The 16,071-nt window shown below is 61.3% G+C and carries 15 protein-coding genes; 11 read left to right on the top strand and 4 right to left on the bottom strand.

The genetic code is table 11. From position 1 onward, the window contains the following. Nucleotides 1-40: 40 nt before the first annotated feature. A complete protein-coding gene (locus tag BJ928_RS12845; protein WP_047629566.1) occupies nt 41-418 on the bottom strand; it encodes a cupin domain-containing protein in 378 nt (125 codons plus the stop codon). A gap of 203 nt (nt 419-621) precedes the next feature. On the opposite strand from BJ928_RS12845, the gene BJ928_RS12840 reads away from it, so the two are divergent. The 5 genes from BJ928_RS12840 (at nt 622) to BJ928_RS12820 (ending at nt 4,562) form a co-directional block, all read left to right on the top strand. Next, a complete protein-coding gene (locus tag BJ928_RS12840) occupies nt 622-1,659 on the top strand; it encodes an LLM class flavin-dependent oxidoreductase (RefSeq protein WP_047629432.1) in 1,038 nt (345 codons plus the stop codon). Between the two features lie 153 nt (nt 1,660-1,812). Next, nucleotides 1,813-2,712: a MurR/RpiR family transcriptional regulator gene (locus BJ928_RS12835; RefSeq protein WP_047629429.1), complete on the top strand. Its 900-nt coding sequence runs from the start codon at nt 1,813-1,815 to the stop codon at nt 2,710-2,712. Nucleotides 2,713-2,833: 121 nt separating this feature from the next. Further along, entirely contained in the window at nt 2,834-3,580 is a 747-nt protein-coding gene (locus tag BJ928_RS12830; protein WP_047629428.1) for a COG4280 domain-containing protein, read from the top strand. Continuing rightward, complete coding sequence (locus BJ928_RS12825; RefSeq protein WP_047629427.1) at nt 3,577-3,783, top strand: hypothetical protein; 207 nt, start codon at nt 3,577-3,579, stop codon at nt 3,781-3,783. The genes BJ928_RS12830 and BJ928_RS12825 overlap by 4 nt, the downstream gene beginning before the upstream one ends. Before the next feature lie 197 nt (nt 3,784-3,980). Further along, nucleotides 3,981-4,562: a histidine phosphatase family protein gene (locus tag BJ928_RS12820; RefSeq protein WP_047629424.1), complete on the top strand. Its 582-nt coding sequence runs from the start codon at nt 3,981-3,983 to the stop codon at nt 4,560-4,562. Between the two features lie 86 nt (nt 4,563-4,648). Here the strand turns inward: BJ928_RS12820 and BJ928_RS12815 are convergent, their stop codons facing one another. Beyond that, nucleotides 4,649-5,584 carry a phytanoyl-CoA dioxygenase family protein gene (locus tag BJ928_RS12815; RefSeq protein ID WP_047629423.1) on the bottom strand — a complete coding sequence of 312 codons (936 nt, stop codon included), beginning with the start codon at nt 5,582-5,584 and terminating at the stop codon, nt 4,649-4,651. Between the two features lie 133 nt (nt 5,585-5,717). Here BJ928_RS12815 and BJ928_RS12810 point away from each other — a divergent pair, with 133 nt between their 5' ends. Beyond that, nucleotides 5,718-6,581, top strand: a complete 864-nt coding sequence (locus BJ928_RS12810; RefSeq protein WP_047629422.1) for an AraC family transcriptional regulator — start codon at nt 5,718-5,720, stop codon at nt 6,579-6,581. Here the strand turns inward: BJ928_RS12810 and BJ928_RS12805 are convergent. Then, the gene (locus BJ928_RS12805) at nt 6,571-7,998 is read right to left on the bottom strand and encodes a PLP-dependent aminotransferase family protein (protein ID WP_047629420.1); all 1,428 of its coding nucleotides are present in this window, start codon (nt 7,996-7,998) and stop codon (nt 6,571-6,573) included. The two genes, BJ928_RS12810 and BJ928_RS12805, sit on opposite strands and share 11 nt — an antisense overlap. A 94-nt stretch (nt 7,999-8,092) precedes the next feature. Between BJ928_RS12805 and BJ928_RS12800 the strand changes: the two genes are divergently transcribed. Both BJ928_RS12800 and BJ928_RS12795 read left to right on the top strand, forming a co-directional pair. Continuing rightward, nucleotides 8,093-8,776: a pyridoxamine 5'-phosphate oxidase family protein gene (locus tag BJ928_RS12800; RefSeq protein WP_047629418.1), complete on the top strand. Its 684-nt coding sequence runs from the start codon at nt 8,093-8,095 to the stop codon at nt 8,774-8,776. A gap of 91 nt (nt 8,777-8,867) precedes the next feature. After that, complete coding sequence (locus tag BJ928_RS12795) at nt 8,868-9,530, top strand: GNAT family protein (RefSeq protein WP_047629416.1); 663 nt, start codon at nt 8,868-8,870, stop codon at nt 9,528-9,530. 22 nt (nt 9,531-9,552) lie between these two features. On the opposite strand, the gene aac(6') is transcribed toward BJ928_RS12795, so the two are convergent. Further along, nucleotides 9,553-9,993, bottom strand: a complete 441-nt coding sequence (gene aac(6'), locus BJ928_RS12790; protein ID WP_047629414.1) for an aminoglycoside 6'-N-acetyltransferase — start codon at nt 9,991-9,993, stop codon at nt 9,553-9,555. 133 nt (nt 9,994-10,126) lie between these two features. Here aac(6') and BJ928_RS12785 point away from each other — a divergent pair, with 133 nt between their 5' ends. From BJ928_RS12785 to BJ928_RS12775, 3 genes are all read left to right on the top strand, one after another. Continuing rightward, nucleotides 10,127-11,122, top strand: a complete 996-nt coding sequence (locus tag BJ928_RS12785; protein ID WP_047629413.1) for a sterol desaturase family protein — start codon at nt 10,127-10,129, stop codon at nt 11,120-11,122. Nucleotides 11,123-11,344: 222 nt separating this feature from the next. After that, entirely contained in the window at nt 11,345-14,668 is a 3,324-nt protein-coding gene (locus tag BJ928_RS12780; RefSeq protein ID WP_047629412.1) for a thiamine pyrophosphate-dependent enzyme, read from the top strand. A 254-nt stretch (nt 14,669-14,922) separates the two neighbouring features. After that, nucleotides 14,923-16,068: a PspA/IM30 family protein gene (locus tag BJ928_RS12775; RefSeq protein WP_047629410.1), complete on the top strand. Its 1,146-nt coding sequence runs from the start codon at nt 14,923-14,925 to the stop codon at nt 16,066-16,068. The last annotated feature ends 3 nt before the right edge of the window (nt 16,069-16,071 follow it).

The raw sequence follows: 16,071 nt of genomic DNA, 5'->3' as shown, positions 1-16,071 counted from the left end.
GCGCCCCCGCTGTAACGAGGTCGCCGGATATCGGGATCGCTTAAAGCCGCTTGGGCTCGCGGATCGTCCGCTCGTTTTCCACATTGCCGGTATTGAGCGTCGTATTACGCTCGAAAAGCACGACCTCGCAGCTCGGCTCGGCGACCGGGCAATGTTCCACCCCATGCGGAACGATGATGTATTCGCCGGGTCCAAGCACGATATCGCCACCATTCTCATCGCGCAGCTTCATGCGCAGCGTGCCTTTGACCACGAGAAACAGCTCGTCCTCCTCCTCGTGATGGTGCCAATGGAAGGCGCCTTCCAGCTTGGTGAGCTTCACCTGGAAATCGTTGATGTCGCCGCCGATATGCGGGGTCCAGGTCTCATCGAATGCCGCAAAAGCTTTGGTAAGATTGATCTTCTTCAACACGACCATATGCTTCCTCCATTTGGGCCCAAACGGCCAGATGTCGCTGCGGCTAATATTGGCGGCCGTCTGGCGGAAGGCAACGCCGCCGCCCGCCCTTGCATATCGAATTCCTCGAAGATTTCCGCCGAAACTTTCCGGGTAGTGGATGATCGAGCGCGACACTACATGCTGTGCCAACATTATCATTCCGACACATGACAGGAACAATCATGACCACAAACAATGTCGAATTCGGACTCGATACTTTCGGCGACGTCACCTTTGACGACAAGGGTACGCCGCTGCCACATGCGCAAGTCCTCCGCAATGTCGTCGAGGAAGGCGTGCTTGCCGATCAGCTCGGAATAGATTTCTTCGGCATCGGCGAGCACCACCGCGAGGACTTCGCCGTCTCCTCCCCGGAAACGATCCTCGCCGCCATCGCCAGCCGCACATCGAAAATCCATCTGGGATCGGCTGTCACCGTGCTGAGCTCGGACGATCCGATCCGCGTGTTCCAGCGCTTCTCCAGCCTGAACGCGGTTTCGAACGGCCGCGCCGAAGTCATCCTCGGCCGTGGCTCGTTTACGGAATCCTTTCCGCTGTTCGGCTTCGAGCTGTCGCAGTACGAGCAGCTTTTCGAAGAAAAGCTCGATCTGTTCGCTGCCTTGCTCAAGAACGAGCCTGTGAACTGGGAGGGCAGCATCCGGCCGCCGCTGCGCAACCAGAAAGTCTTCCCGACCATCGAGAGCGACCGGCTGAAGACCTGGATCGGTGTCGGCGGCAGCCCGGAATCCGTCGTTCGCGCGGCGCATTACGACCTGCCACTGATGCTGGCGATCATCGGCGGCAGCCCCTATCGCTTCCAGCCCTATGTCGATCTCTATCACCGCGCTTTCGAGCAGATGGGCAAGCCCGTTAAGCCGATCGGCATCCATTCGCCGGGCTATATCGCCGAAACAGACGAGCAGGCGCGCGAGGAGTTGTGGCCCTGCTTCAAGGCGATGCGCGATCGCATCGGCCGCGAGCGCGGCTGGCCGCCGATGACGCGCGCGGAATTCGACAACGAGATCGAAAAGGGTTCGCTCTATGTCGGCTCGCCGGAAACGGTCGCGGCCAAGCTTGCCCCGGTCGTCAAGACGCTCGGCATAAGCCGCTTCCAGCTGAAGTACAGCGCCGGCGCTCTCGGGCATGACAAGATGATGCGCTGCATCGAGCTCTATGGGCAGAAAGTGATTCCCGCGGTGCGCGCAGCGCTGGCGGCATAACCGCGGTCGGCTGTCCACACTCGCCTTTCGATCAAAGCAATGGGCGCTTCGCAACACAGCGAAGCGCCCATTGCCTTTTTTGCTGTCATCTTCCTGCAGCAAATGCTACAGATAATTAAATTGGTAGCATACACTACAAATCGAAAACATCCGATGAAAGAGAAGACACAAAAACCCGCTGCTTTCGACGACCGTATTCTCGGCCTGATCGAGACGCTGGCGCCGGCGGAACAACGCATCGCCCGCTTCTTCGTCGACCAAAAGCAGGCCGCTTTGCTGAATTCGGCCGCCCAGATCGCGCAGCTTGCCGGCACCAGCGATGCAACGGTCGTACGCACTGCCCGCGCCCTTGGCTTTGAAAGCCTGTCGACGCTGCGCGCCGCCCTGCTTGCCGAGCTGACCGGAACCCCGTCGCCCGGAGCCCGGATGGAGCGCACGCTGGCCGAAACCGGCGGCCAGGCCAGCGACGTGCTGCACCACGTCATCGGCATGCATGAGAGGGCTCTGGATGTCCTGCGGCGCGAGGAATTTGCCGCAAGTTTCGAGCGCTGCGTCGATATTCTCGCCAACGCGGCTCGACGTCATGTCTTCGGCATCGGCCCTTCCGGCGCCATGGCGGACTATGCCAGCCTGCAGTTCAACCGCATCGGCCTGCCGACCAACGCGCTCTCGGCCTCCGGCATCGCGCTTGCCGATCGCCTGCTCTGGATCGGCAAGGGCGATGTGGTGCTGGTGATCGCCTATGCGCCGCTTTACCGCGAGGTTGAGGTACTGCTCGAGCAGGCCGGCAGGCATGATGTGCCGGTCATATTGATCAGCGACGACCTCGGCCTCTTGGTTGCCGACAAGGTGGCGGAAGTCCTGCCCGTCCCGCGCGGCAATGCGGGGCACCTCGCCATGCATGCCGGCACGCTGGTGCTGATCGAGGCCCTGATCGTAGCGCTTGCGGCAAAGGGCAAGGACGTCGCCATCGACAGCCTGGACCAGCTCAGCCAGTTGCGCGGCGCCATAGACAAGGCATGGACCAAGCGCGGCACGAGAAAACGCAAATGAACTGCATCGCGACGACCAGACCGGAATGCCAAACTCACGAGTTCATGCAGCGCATGAGCAGGAACTCTTTGCGAAACATCGCACGAATTCAAAGCCCTAACCGTCATTCGGGATTCATTTCATGAACAGCCTCACACCCATTCTATCCACCGTGACGGCATCCTTCCTCGGCTCCTTCGTCGAGGTTGTGGAAGCCTTCACCATCGTCCTTGCCGTCGGCGTCACGAGAAGCTGGCGTCCGGCGCTGACCGGCGCCGCGCTCGCCCTTGCCGTGCTGGCGGCACTCGTTCTTGTCTTCGGGCCACTTCTGGCACTGATACCGATCGAAACGCTGCAATTCGTCGTCGGCGTACTCCTCATCCTCTTCGGCATGCGCTGGCTGCGCAAGGCGATCCTCCGCTCGCTCGGCGTCATCGCCCTGCATGACGAGGAAGCAGCCTTCTCGAAGGAGACGGCCGCGCTGCAGGCGCAGTCCAACGATCGCCGCGCCGATTACCTCGCGGGCCTCGCCGCCTTCAAGGCGGTGCTGCTGGAGGGCGTCGAAGTGGTCTTCATCGTCATCGCCGTCGGTGGCGCACATGGCCTGACGCTTTATGCCAGCCTCGGCGCGCTTGCCGCCTTCGTGATCGTCATGCTGATCGGGCTGCTGGTCCATCGCCCGCTCGCCACCGTGCCGGAAAATACCCTCAAATTCGTTGTCGGCCTGATGCTGACCAGCTTCGGCATCTTCTGGACCGGCGAAGGCATCGGCGCGCAATGGCCGGGAGCGGATCTTGCATTGATCGGCATTTTCGCGGTCGTCTCGCTTTTCTCCTACGCCACCATCCGCGGCCTGCGCGGCAACCCAACAGCAAAGGCAGCCCAATGAACGTCCTGCGTATCGCCCTGTCCGAGCTCATCGGCATGTTCATCGACGACGGCAGCCTCGCAACGCTCTGCCTCATCCTCATTCTTATCATTGCCGGCGCAGTGGAATTTCTCGCCATGCCGCCGCTCGCGGGCGGCCTTCTCCTGCTGGTCGGCTGCCTCGCCATCCTCCTCTACAGCGTCCGGCGCGCCGTGAAACGATGAGATTCACAACCCTCTGCAAGAGCTTGGATTTGCAGAGGGTTGTCACGCCACTTACAGAATAGCCTTAACTCTCGACAGAACCCTTCGCAGATGCGAAGAATTTCGCACGCTAGAGCGCCGTGCGTCCCTACGGACGCAAAAAGGACGCTCTCAATGTTTGAATCTACGCATCAGGCTTTCCGAAAAGGAGAAACGGCATGAGCAGCGCCTATCCCGAAGTCTATCTCGTACGCCACGGACAGACGGAATGGAGCCTTTCCGGTAGGCACACCGGCCGTACCGACATTCCCCTGACATCAGCTGGCGAGGAAGCCGCCCGCAAGGTCGCGAGCCGCCTGCCGTCAATCGACTTCGCCGCCGTCTGGTCGAGCCCGTCGCAGCGCGCGCAAAACACCTGCGCGTTGGCCGGCTTCGGCGATCGCCGCGTGGTCAAGGACGATCTGGCGGAATGGGACTATGGCGCCTATGAAGGCATCACCACCAAGGCGATCCTTGCCGAACGCCCCGGCTGGCAGGTCTTTCGCGACGGCTGCCCGAACGGCGAAATGGCTGCCGATGTCGGCGCGCGTGCCGACCGGATCATCGGCGAACTGCGTGCCATTAACGGCCCGGTCCTGATCTTCTCCAGTGCCCATTTCCTGCGCGTCTTCGCCGCCCGCTGGGTCGGCCTGCCGCCGGAAGGCGGCGCTCATCTGGTCCTCGACACCACGAGCATCAGCGTTCTCGGCTACGAGCACGACCTAACCGAACCGGTCATCCGCCGCTGGAACGAGATCTGACGCCACGCATCCATCCTGGCATAGTCATAACGAATTCGAGCGGCCACGAGCCGCTCGATGTCTTTCAAGAACTAGGATTACGGCGCCTACCAGGCCTTGAGGCCCAGCAGCTTTTCGCCGAGCGGCGTCAGTTCGGCCGTGGTCGCATTGTGCTTTTCCCATTCGCGGGGATCGCCCGGAAAGGCGTCGCGCTTCGGCGAGTCCAGTTCCCGCCACAGGCGGATGCGTTCCTCGCGCTCGGCGACATTGTCGTATTCCGCCGGGTGCATGGAGATATATTGCGCCATGCGAACGCGGTTGTCCGAATGGTTCGGACGGACGCCATGCGCCAGCAGCGAGTTGAAGATCATCAGATCGCCGGGCTCCATGTCGATATTGACGACCGAAAGACCCGTCATGTCCGGGTGCATCGGATCGCGATCGGCCGGCTGGGTCTTTTCCCACTCGAAGAAATGCTCGAAGAGCTCAGGCACGCACTGGAAGCCGCCGACGTCGCCATCCTGCTTCTTCAGGCTCAGAACACCCTGAACGCCGATCGGCAGAGGACGGATCGAAGTATCAACATCCCAGTGGATGAAGCCGTTCGGATTGCCCTTCACCTTCTTCGGCGGGTTGAGGTTGGCGCGATCGATCGTGACCCAGAGATCCTCCCGATCCCAGATGTCGACGAAGACATCGTAGATGCGCTTTTCCATGCGGTTATCCCAGAGATACTGGTGATTGTAGATCTCCAGCATGCCGGTATTGTTGAGTTCCTTCATCTTGTGCTCGCGCCGCTGCGGCGCATACCAAGTGGAGGGATCGCTCGGGTCTTTCTCGTCAAAACGCCACAAAACGTCGACAAGCCGCTCGACATTCGCTGCCGGCACCGCCTGGCGCACGATCACATAACCCTTCGTGATCCAATGCTGCCAATCGTCCTTCGACAGCACCCTGAGCGGCAACGTCTTCTGGATATCCTTCAGTTGCGTCGTGACCGAAGCTGCGGTCGGGTGAGCGTCTCGTTTCAAGGCAGGCTGCATCGGTTTCCTCCATCTCGCTGACCCCTTTGGTTTCGGGTGACGAAAAACTTGTAGCGCCAAAGTTCGTGTCGATGTTGCCCGGCTCTGGCCAATTCTGATACTATTCTGGCCTCGCTAATACTATGGACGCCCCATGAGGCCCTATCTCGAAGTCCTGCCCCGTTCGCCCGAAGCATCCTGGAGCATGCTGAACCGTAGGCTCGACGACTGCATCCCCTTCCAGTGGCATCATCATCCGGAATTCGAGCTGACGCTCACCCTGAACTCCATCGGGCAGCGCTTCATTGGCGATCACAGCGGCGATTATGACGACGGCGATCTCGTGCTTGTCGGACCCAACCTGCCGCATAGCTGGGTCTCGCGCGCCAAGATCGACGAGGACAAGCCGCATATCGCGCTGGTGCTCTGGTTCAATCGCGAATGGTTGCTGCAGATGACGGGCGGCGCGATAGAATTCCGCTCGATCGAGGCGATGCTGCAGCGTGGGGACAACGGCCTGCGCTTTTCGGAGACGACCGCCGCCGCCGTCCGCCCCGCCTTCGAGACCATTTTCGAAAAGCCGCCCGTGGAGCGACTTCTGGCTTTGCTCGGCATTCTGGTGAGGGTCGCTAGAGATCGGCAGGCGACGCCGCTCGCAAGCGCGCCGGCGCAAGCTCCGGATATCAAGGAAAGCCGTGAGCGCATCGACCGCGTGCTGACCCACATGCACCTTCACTATGCCCGTGCGATCAGCCTCGATGAACTTTCCGATATTGCGGCGCTCAGCGTCTCCGGCCTGCACCGCATGTTTCGCAGGCATACCGGCGGGACCATCTCGGACTATCTCATGCGCATGCGCATCGGCGACGCCTGCGCCCGCCTCTCCTCCACCGATCAGGCAGTCCACCATATCAGCGATGCCGTCGGCTATAGCTCGCTCGCCAATTTCAACAGGCAGTTCAAGGCGCTGAAAGGAATGACCCCACGCGACTACCGGGCCATGTTTCTCAGGCGTTGACGGGCACCATCGCAAGCAGCCTGGCAATTCTGGCAGCCGCCGCATCCGCGGCCTTGGCTTCCATGCTGGCGATGCCGAGCAACAGCCCGGGTCGCGCCGGACCGAGATACAGCGCCGATATCGGCCTCACAGCGAAACCATTGGAATTGATGGTCCGCACCGTGGCAACGTCATCGGTCTTTACGTCGCGGAACCAGTTTGCCAATTGCAGCCCGCCGCTGCCCGCTCCGACATCCAGCCAGGAGCCGCAATGTCGATTGAGTGCCTCGACGGTCGCCGCCATGCGTTCGGCATAAATCGCGTTCATGTGTCTCAAATGCGCGCGAAACCGACCCTCGCGCATGAAATCGGCAAGAGCCGCCTGGATATGAACGGGCACGATTGCACCCCTGAGCCGTTGTGCCGCCTCCGTCGCTGCCAAGAGCCGGGAGGGCACGACGGCATAGGCGACGCGCAGGCCGGGCGCGAGCGTTTTCGAGAACGTCCCGACATAAGCGACCACCTCGCCGCGGTCGATGCCTTGCAGGGCCGCGATCGGGCGCGACGCATACTGGAACTCGCTGTCGTAATCGTCTTCCAGCACGATCGCGCCGGTCGCCCGGGCAAATTCGAGCAAGGCGAGACGGCGGGACAGGCTCATGGTCACGCCGGTCGGATATTGATGCGACGGGGTGACGTAGATCAACCGCGGCGATGGCCCGGTACCCCGCGTGATATCGATGCCCTCGGTATCGCAAGGCACCGGCACGAGGCTGGCCCCCGCCATGCGCAGGATCGCTTGCGCGCTGGCATAACCCGGCTCCTCCATCCAGACCACATCGCCACCCGGATCGCCGGCACGGATCAGGGCGCTCGCAAGCAACCCGATCGCTGCTCCCGTCGACGGCATGATCAGGATCTGTTCGGGACGAGCGATCACACCGCGCGTCGCGGCGATGTGATCGAGGATGGCTTCGCGCAACTCCTGGACACCGCCGTGGTCGCGATAACCGAGATCATGCACCCGCAAAGAGCGGCCCCGGGCGCCGAGACAGCGTGCCCAGGCCGCATGGGGAAAGGTCGAAACGTCAGGCACTCCGGGTTCGTACAGCCCCCCGGTCTTGAATTCCGTGACGCGCGGCAGATTTGGCGGCGGTGGTGCGGCCTGTCCGGACAATGACGTCGTCGGGAAAGCCGCGACGCGCGTCGCCGCGCCGGTCGTCGATTGCAGGTAGCCTTCAGCCTTCAAACGATCATAGGCATTGACGACGGTCGATCGTGCAACGCCAAGCGAGAGCGCCATCATCCTTGTCGACGGCACGCGCTGCCCTGCCGGCATCTGTCCGTGCAGGATGCGGTCGCGCATCAGGCGATAGACCTGCCCCTCCAGGTCACCCGAAGTCCGATCGAGTGCCTGCCACTGCGCCACCGCTACCATGAAACCTCAACTGGTCTGCTAGAAATTAAAAAACTGGCCGTTTATAGCCTACCTCTTTGCTGGCAGAGATCAACGCTCAACCGACGAGGACGACATGGCCGATCTCTATCCGCCCGACACCAAGAATTACCCGACCACCGAGCGCACCCGCGTAAGACGCAGCCCGAAGCGTGGCAGCCACGCCCATGCCGATGTTCACGCCATTCTGGACGCAGCCCCGCTCTGTCACGTCGGCTATGTCATCAATGGCGCGCCCTATGTGACGCCGACCCTGCATTGGCGAGAGGGCGATCATGTCTATTGGCATGGCTCATCCGCCAGCCGCTTCCTGCGTGCCGCCGAAGATATGCCTGTTTGCCTGACCTGCAGCATCATGGACGGCTATGTGATGGCTCGCTCCGCCTTCAATCATTCGGTCAACTATCGCTCGGCCATGGTCTTCGGCACGGCCCGCCTGGTGGATGATCTCGACGAAAAGGCCGATGCGCTCCGCCGCTTCATCGAAGACCTGTTTCCCGGACGCTGGGATAGCCTGAGACCGATGACCAAACAGGAGGTCAAAGCGACCTCGGTGATGCACATGAAAATCGAAGAAGCCTCAGCCAAGATCCGCAACGGCCCGCCGGGCGATTTGGACGAAGCCAGCCATCCGGTCTGGGCCGGGGTCCTGCCGGTCGAAAGCCGTCTGGTATCGCCGCTGGCAGCGCCCGGCTTGCCGGACGGAATAGAACTGCCACAATCCCTTGCAGAGCTGATACAATCAGGCCGGCTCCGCTAAAGCATTGTTTCCGCGCAATTCCGGACACAAACCGCTTCGCACTTTTGCTGAAATTGCTCTAAGCTGCATTTAATGACCAAAGGATTTTGACATGGATCTCACGAACTGGAAGGGCGTGGCTCGCCCCGAGCGCATAACCCTTGAAGGTTACTATACGAGGATCGAACCGCTTGACGCGGCTCGCCATGGCGACGACCTTTTTGCCTCTGCTCAGGCACCCGGCGCGGAAGATCGCTTCCGCTACCTTTTCGAGGATGCACCCGCCGATTACGCCGCATTCTCGCCCTGGCTCGAGAAGGCCGCATCCAGCTCTGATCCGCTCTTCTTCGCAACGATCGACAAGCGGACAGGACGCGCCGAGGGCCGGCAGGCTCTGATGCGCATCGACAACACGCATGGCGTCATCGAGATCGGCAGCATCCTGTGGGGACCGGCAATCGCCCGCAGCCGCGTAACGACCGAAACGCTTTTTCTGTTCGCATCCTACGTCTTCGACACGCTCGGCTATCGCCGCTTCGAATGGAAATGCAACAACCTCAACGAACCGTCGAAGCAGGCGGCCGAACGCTTCGGCTTCGTTTACGAGGGCATTTTCCGCCAACACATGGTCGCCAAGGGCAAGAACCGCGACACCGCCTGGTTCGCCATGATCGATGCCGATTGGCCCCAACTGAAGGCCCGTTACGAGCGCTGGCTGCACCCAGAGAACTTCCACGAAGCCGGCCACCAGAAGACGAAACTGGCATTGGCCTAGGCACAGCCCTTTTGGCTGCGGTCTATAACAGCTTGCGGAAATAAACCACCCGCTCGGTTTCGACGAAGCCGAGCGCCGCATGGAAGGCGTGGCTCGCAAGATTGTCGATCAGCGCATCCGATGCGAACTCCGTGCAGCCGGCCTCCCGCCCCCAGGCGGCGACAGCCTGGCAAAGCGCCTGCGCTACCCCTGCCCGTCGATTTTCCGCCCGCACATAGATGCCTTCCAGGAACAGGACCGGCGAAGTCTCGCAGCCATTGACGTAATCGTGCCGTAATGTCGCTTCAGCAAAACCGACGACATGACCGGCAGAATCGATCGCAAGAAAAGCAACAGTATTGTCATCCGCGCGAAATTGCGCCAGTTCCGCCCGATGATGTTCATAGGAATGATCTGGCCAAAGCTCGGCGCGCAATCGCACCAACGCCTCCAGATGGTCGTCCGCCGCCCGCTCTATCCGCATGTCTTGATCTCCCATCCAACTACCTGCCGCCGCCGACCGGAAAAATTTCGCTTTCGACTCCACAATCATCGCGCTACATATCGCGCATACTCACGCGCTGATTTTTCGCTGATTAGAATCTGAGGATGATGGAATGACATTTCAAAGCAGTTCGCGTCTTTACGCTGCTGTTTCCTCCCTGTTGTGGCCCGCCATCTTCTGCGCCGGATTGACCGGTGCATATTTCGCCTTCGAGTCGGATATGCATCTGCTCTGGTTCAACGTCGTCTATCTGTCGACGGTGGCGGTGATCGCCCTTTTCGAGCGATTGATGCCCTATGAGAAGACCTGGCAGAAGCGCGATGGCGAAACCTTCAACGATATCGCTCACACGTTGCTGAACAAGGGTGGCGTGCAGATCGCCGCCGCGATCGGCACGTCCTTCCCGATGGCCGTGGCGACCGTGGCGCAGCCGGCCTTGAGCTACCATTCGCATTTCTGGCCGGATCAATGGCCCATGGCCTTCCAGGTGGTGCTTGGTCTCATCGTCGCCGAGTTCGGCCTCTACATGGCGCATCGCCTGGCGCATGAGCACCTGTCGCTGTGGCGCTTCCATGCGCTGCATCACAGCGTCGAGCGCCTCTGGGTCATCAACACGGGCCGTTTCCACGTCATCGACACACTGTTCAAGATCGCGCTCGGCCAGATTCCGCTCTATCTACTCGGTGCGCCCTTGCCGGTCTTCCTCTGGATCGGCGCGGTCACGGCCTTCATCGGCCTGCTCACGCATTGTAACGTCGACATGCGCACCGGCCCGCTCGACCTCATATTCTCGACACCGCGCCTGCATCGCTGGCATCATTCCAAGATTCTCGCCGAAGGAAATACGAATTATGGGGAAAACCTCGTGATCTGGGATCAGCTTCTCGGCACCTTCTACAATCCGCCACGCGCCTCTTCGACAGACATCGGCATCACTGGCAAGGTGGCCAAGGGTTTCCTCGCGCAGCTCGCGCAGCCCTTCTCGAAGAAAGGCCGCAAGGAGATCATCGGCAAGAAGCCGAAGGAATTGATTCTCAAGGAAGAACAGGCGGCGAAGGCCACCGCCGAAAGGCAGCGCGACGACACCTCGATGCGCAAGTCGAGCTGACGAGACCCACGGAAGACGCACCCGTTTTGCGTTTGCGGGGGCGGCTTGTCGCGTATGCCTTGTGGATAGAAACATCGCGAAAAATTGCGGCCCCGCAATATGCGTATTTCCGTTTCAATCTGAGAAGAACTTGTCATTTAACGTGTATTGAAAAAGGCAAGCCGGGGGTTTACCTAACTCCCCAGCATTTAATTCAGACGAAAGATCAGGAAAATCATTGAGATGGAAGGGAGGTTTGCCACAGAATACCTTAAGCAACTTCACAGAATATTTTTCATTTCCAGAGAAATAGATCGGCTTGAGCGAGAATTCATCAAGCAAGGCATAGCACATTTTCATGTTTCCGGCGCCGGCCATGAGTCAACGGCGCTTCTCAACGAATTCCTGCAGGACGACGACTGGCTGCATTTGCATTATCGCGACAAGGCCCTGATGCTGGCGCGCGGCATGCCCATTCGAGAGTTCTTCTCCAGCCTGCTTGCGACAGCCAATTCCCATTCCGCCGGCCGGCAGATGAGCGCGCATCTCTCTTCCCGCGCTCTCAATATCACATCCATCGTCGGCCCCGTCGGCAATAACGCGCTCCATGCCGTCGGCGTCGGCGCGTCCCTCAAACACAAGTCGGGCCTGCCGATCGCCATCTGTTGCGTCGGTGACGGCACCACGCAGCAGGGCGAGTTCCTCGAAGCTGTCGCGGAAGCCGTGCGCAGCCAGTATCCCGTCGTCTTCATCATCGAGGACAACAGCTTCTCCATTTCGACGCGCACGAGCAAGCAGACCTTCTTCGACCTGCCGAGCGGCCCGGCCTCCTCCTTTTACGGCATCGATATCATCCGCACCGATGGGGACGATCTGGCGGCATCGCGCGAGGCCTTCCGCAAGGCCGTCCGCCACAGCCGCAACAACCGTACGCCGAGCATCGTGCTTCTGAACACCGAGCGGCTCTCCGACCATACCAATGCCGACGATCAGAAGACCTACCGCACCCTCCTCGAAATCGAGGCAGGCTCCTCGCGCGACCCGCTGCCGAGCCTGAGGGCGATGCTGCAGAAGGCCGGCGTCGATGCCGATGCGCTGCAGAAGATCGAGCAAGAACTGATTGCGGAAGTGCAGGCGGAAGCCGCCCTCGCGCGCAAGGAAGACGCCCCCAAGGTCGAGCCGGATGCAAAGGCTCCCTACCCCGCCTCGTTCGACGGCAAAGCGGAATATCGCGGCAACGAGAGCGCATCGACGCTGACGATGCGCGAGGCGCTGAATGTCGTTCTCGACAAGCAGCTGGCCGCCAATCCCGAGGTCGTTCTCTTCGGGCAGGATATCGAAGATCCTAAGGGCGACGTGTTCGGCGTAACCCGCGGCCTCAGCACGAAATATCCCGATCGGGTGCGCAACGCCGCCCTCACAGAGTCGACAATCGTCGGCACGGCGGTTGGCCGTGCGCTGGCCGGCCAGCGCCCCGTCGCTTTCCTGCAGTTCGCCGATTTCCTGCCGCTTGCCTATAACCAGATCGTCTCGGAAATGGGCAGCATGTTCTGGCGCACCAATGGCGCCTGGGAAGCGCCCGTCATCCTGATGGTCAGCTGCGGCGGCTACAAGCCTGGCCTCGGCCCGTTCCACGCGCAGAGCTTCGAAGGCATGCTGGCGCATACGCCTGGCATCGATGTGGTCATGCCCTCCAGCGCGGGCGATGCCGCCGGCTTGCTCAACGCCGCCTTTGAATCGCGGCGCCCGACGGTTTTCCTCTATCCCAAGGCCGTCCTCAACAATTCCGACGGCCGCACCTCCGAGGATCTCGACAAGCATTTCGTCCGTCCCGGCCTGTCGCGCCATGTCGCCCGCGGCCGTGACATCACTCTGGTAAGCTACGGCAATACCGTTTCGCTCTGCGCCAATGCCGCAAGCGCCTTCGAGGCCCAGGGCTTCTCCGTCGAGGTTATCGATCTGCGCTCGATCTCGCCCTGGGACGAGAAGGAAGTGCTGGCGAGCGCACGGCGCACCCGCCGCCTGATCGTCGTCCACGAGGATAATCGCACCGTCGGCATGGGCGCGGAAATCATCGCGACCGTCACCGAAAAGACCGATGTGCCTGTCGTGGTGCGCCGACTTGCCCGCTCGGATGCCCATATCCCCTTCAATTTCCGCAATCAGCTCGACACCCTGCCCTCCTATCGCAAGCTCGTCGATCTGATGGCCGAAATCCTCGAATGCGAGGTGACGTGGCACGAAGAGGATGACAGCGGTCCGACTGCCGCCATCAAGGCGATCGGCTCCGGTCCGGCCGACGAAAATGTCCTGGTCACGGACCTGCTGGTCAAGCCCGGCGACAAGATCGAGGTCGGCCAGCTCGTTGCCGTCGTCGAGGCGACGAAGGCCTCCGTCGAAATCTGCGCCAATATCGGCGGCGTCGTGCAGGAGGTCTTCGCCAAGATCGGCGACCAGATCGCGACCGACAGCCCGCTTCTGACCGTCGACGCCAATCGCGATCTGAGCGAGCAGAATTTCGCGCTCGCCTCCGAAATCCAGAACAAGTTCGTGTTGCGCCGTCTGAAGTCGCATGTCATCCCGACGCTGCGTCGTTATTCCGGCAACTTCTCGGAAATCGCCATTAACGGCATCGGTTTCGCGACCGGCGCCCGCCGCGTCACCAATGAAGAGATCATCCATCACTGGCCGAACCGTCGCGCCGACGAAATCCTGGCGCTGACCGGGATCAAGAGCCGCTTCTGGGTAGGCCCCGATGAAGGCACGCTGAGCCTTGCCACGAAGGCGACACGCGATCTCCTCAAGCAGAACCAGATCTCAATCCACGATATCGATCTGGTGATCGCCGCTACGGGAACGCCTGATATCGCCACGCCGTCGCTCGCAAGCCGCGTCGCGGTTGCCGTCGCCGAAGACGGCGTGCGTCCGTCTCTTGCCGCCTATGATATGGGCGCCGCCTGCTCCGGCTATCTCTATGCGCTCCAGCAAGCCTATGATTTCATTGCACAGCAGAACGACGCCAAGGTGCTCATCATCACCTCGGAAGTCTTGTCGCCGCTGCTCGACATGACCGATTTCTCCACGGCGATCCTCTTCGGAGACGCTGCCACCGCCAGCCTCGTGACCAGCCGCGACATGGCGCGCAATCCGCTCTTTACCGCGAGCCGCCCGATCGTCAGCGGCCGGCCGGAACCGGGCGACCTGCTCTATGTCCCGCTGCCTGATGATGGCGTCATCGCGATGAACGGCCGCCTGGTGTTCACCGAAGCCGTGCATTCGATGACCCGCTCGATCGAAAACGCTTGTGTCGACGCAGGCATTGAGCTTGCCAATCTCGATCTGCTGGTGCCGCATCAGGCCAACCAGCGCATCATCGACACCATCGCCAAACGCAGTGGCCGCCCGGCGCTGAGCGTCATCGAAACCTATGGCAACACCAGCTCGTCCAGCATTCCGCTTGCCATGCTGCATGTCGCCAACGAACGCTCCGAACCGCTCAACCTCGGCCTCGTGGCCTTTGGCGGCGGCATGACGGCGGGCGCCGCGATCGTGCGGACGGTGAAATAGCCGCCCGCCGGGCCTATTAGCCCCTATCTGGAATTAGACGCTGGCGCGGCCGATCGGCCGCCCGGCTCGCTTGTCTATTGGCTTTTTTCCATAATCACCACATATGCGCGAAACTTTCGCAGCATCAATCGCCGATAGGAAGCGTGAAGCATCAAGTTTTTGCAACCTATGCGGCCGATCATTCATTACAATTCATTCATGTTTGGCACACTACTCCCTTGAAAAGCACCTGAGCGGTACTTTACTTGAAGTGCATGGCTAAGGCACAAGCACCGACGCACCGCTCTCGTCTTCGATACGATCTTTCACCCGACGACGCAGCACGGCAGGCACTGGACGAGACCTTTGCCGCATACGGGCAGATGATGAAGCTGCTGGCGGAAATCGTTCCGGATAGAGCCGGCGCGAACCTCGTCACGCTTCACGATCTTGCCTATGAGACCATCCGCGAACGCACCGCTCTGCCCGCGCGCCTCGTAACGCTCGGTCTGCGTGATTTTGCGGCCAATCGAGGCGGTCAGGCCGATTTGAACCGGCTGCCGCTCGATGAGAAGCTCTTTGCCATCAAGGGTCCGTCAGACCTGACAATCTCGACGGTGCGCGGCCGCGTTGCCGTGCCCTTCGACGTGGCCGGCTATTTCAAAGGCTGGGACAGCAATATCCCCGCCTATCTGATCGCCGATGGCGGCCACTACACGATTCACATCGGGGTAACACCAAACTCCCCCCGAACGGAGGATGACATGACGATGCATGAAGGCATTCTTTCCCGCATGGGACGACTGATCGCAGGCCTCGCCAATGCCGCGGTCGACACAGTAGAAGGCGCCAACAAGGTTGCCGTCATCGAACAGGCGCTGCGCGAAATCGATGCAGCCGCCGACGAAGCACGCGCCGATCTCGGCAAGGCGCGCGCCGAGGAATACCGCATCCAGAGCCGCCGCAGCGAGATCGTCGAGGATCTCGACGCGCTCGAGGCAAAGATCCGGCTTGCCATCACCGCCGATCGCGAGGATCTCGCCAAGGCCGGCGTCGCGCGCCAGATCGACCTCGAAGCCCAGATCGCCGCGCTCGACAAGGCGCTGGCGGACGTCAACGCCCAGATCGACGAGGGCCAGAAGGCGCTTCAGGCCGTCCTTGCCACCCGCCGCGAGGCGGAGGCACGCCTCGTCGATTTCAAGCGTAGCGTTGCCCGCCACGCCCCCGAGGAAGCAGCGGGTGGTAATCCGCGGCCAGCGCCGGCAGCCGGCGCGGCAAGGGCGGCCGCGGCCGTCTCGCGCCTGACGGGCGTGCCCTCGGGCGCGCCTGCCACCAGTGCCGAGCTCGATGAGCTCGACCGCCTGCACCGGGAGCAGGCCATCGAAGCACGCCTTGCCCGCTTCAAGGCCAATGGCCAGTAAACG

Source organism: Rhizobium sp. WW_1 (assembly GCF_003610155.1).
Taxonomy (GTDB): Bacteria; Pseudomonadota; Alphaproteobacteria; order Rhizobiales; family Rhizobiaceae; genus Rhizobium; species Rhizobium tropici_A.
The sequence above is the reverse complement of the archived record's forward strand: the minus strand, read 5'-3'. Positions and strand labels throughout refer to the sequence as shown.

Bases quoted from the DNA above. Each gene is read 5' to 3' on its own strand.
- BJ928_RS12830 (WP_047629428.1), top strand. From the start codon at position 2,834: ATGAACAGCCTCACACCCATTCTATCCACCGTGACGGCATCCTTCCTC.
- BJ928_RS12835 (WP_047629429.1), top strand. From the start codon at position 1,813: ATGAAAGAGAAGACACAAAAACCCGCTGCTTTCGACGACCGTATTCTC.
- BJ928_RS12845 (WP_047629566.1), bottom strand. From the start codon at position 418: ATGGTCGTGTTGAAGAAGATCAATCTTACCAAAGCTTTTGCGGCATTC.
- BJ928_RS12780 (WP_047629412.1), top strand. From the start codon at position 11,345: ATGGAAGGGAGGTTTGCCACAGAATACCTTAAGCAACTTCACAGAATA.
- BJ928_RS12825 (WP_047629427.1), top strand. From the start codon at position 3,577: ATGAACGTCCTGCGTATCGCCCTGTCCGAGCTCATCGGCATGTTCATC.
- BJ928_RS12810 (WP_047629422.1), top strand. From the start codon at position 5,718: ATGAGGCCCTATCTCGAAGTCCTGCCCCGTTCGCCCGAAGCATCCTGG.
- BJ928_RS12775 (WP_047629410.1), top strand. From the start codon at position 14,923: ATGGCTAAGGCACAAGCACCGACGCACCGCTCTCGTCTTCGATACGAT.
- BJ928_RS12795 (WP_047629416.1), top strand. From the start codon at position 8,868: ATGGATCTCACGAACTGGAAGGGCGTGGCTCGCCCCGAGCGCATAACC.
- BJ928_RS12800 (WP_047629418.1), top strand. From the start codon at position 8,093: ATGGCCGATCTCTATCCGCCCGACACCAAGAATTACCCGACCACCGAG.
- BJ928_RS12840 (WP_047629432.1), top strand. From the start codon at position 622: ATGACCACAAACAATGTCGAATTCGGACTCGATACTTTCGGCGACGTC.
- BJ928_RS12785 (WP_047629413.1), top strand. From the start codon at position 10,127: ATGACATTTCAAAGCAGTTCGCGTCTTTACGCTGCTGTTTCCTCCCTG.
- BJ928_RS12820 (WP_047629424.1), top strand. From the start codon at position 3,981: ATGAGCAGCGCCTATCCCGAAGTCTATCTCGTACGCCACGGACAGACG.
- BJ928_RS12815 (WP_047629423.1), bottom strand. From the start codon at position 5,584: ATGCAGCCTGCCTTGAAACGAGACGCTCACCCGACCGCAGCTTCGGTC.
- BJ928_RS12805 (WP_047629420.1), bottom strand. From the start codon at position 7,998: ATGGTAGCGGTGGCGCAGTGGCAGGCACTCGATCGGACTTCGGGTGAC.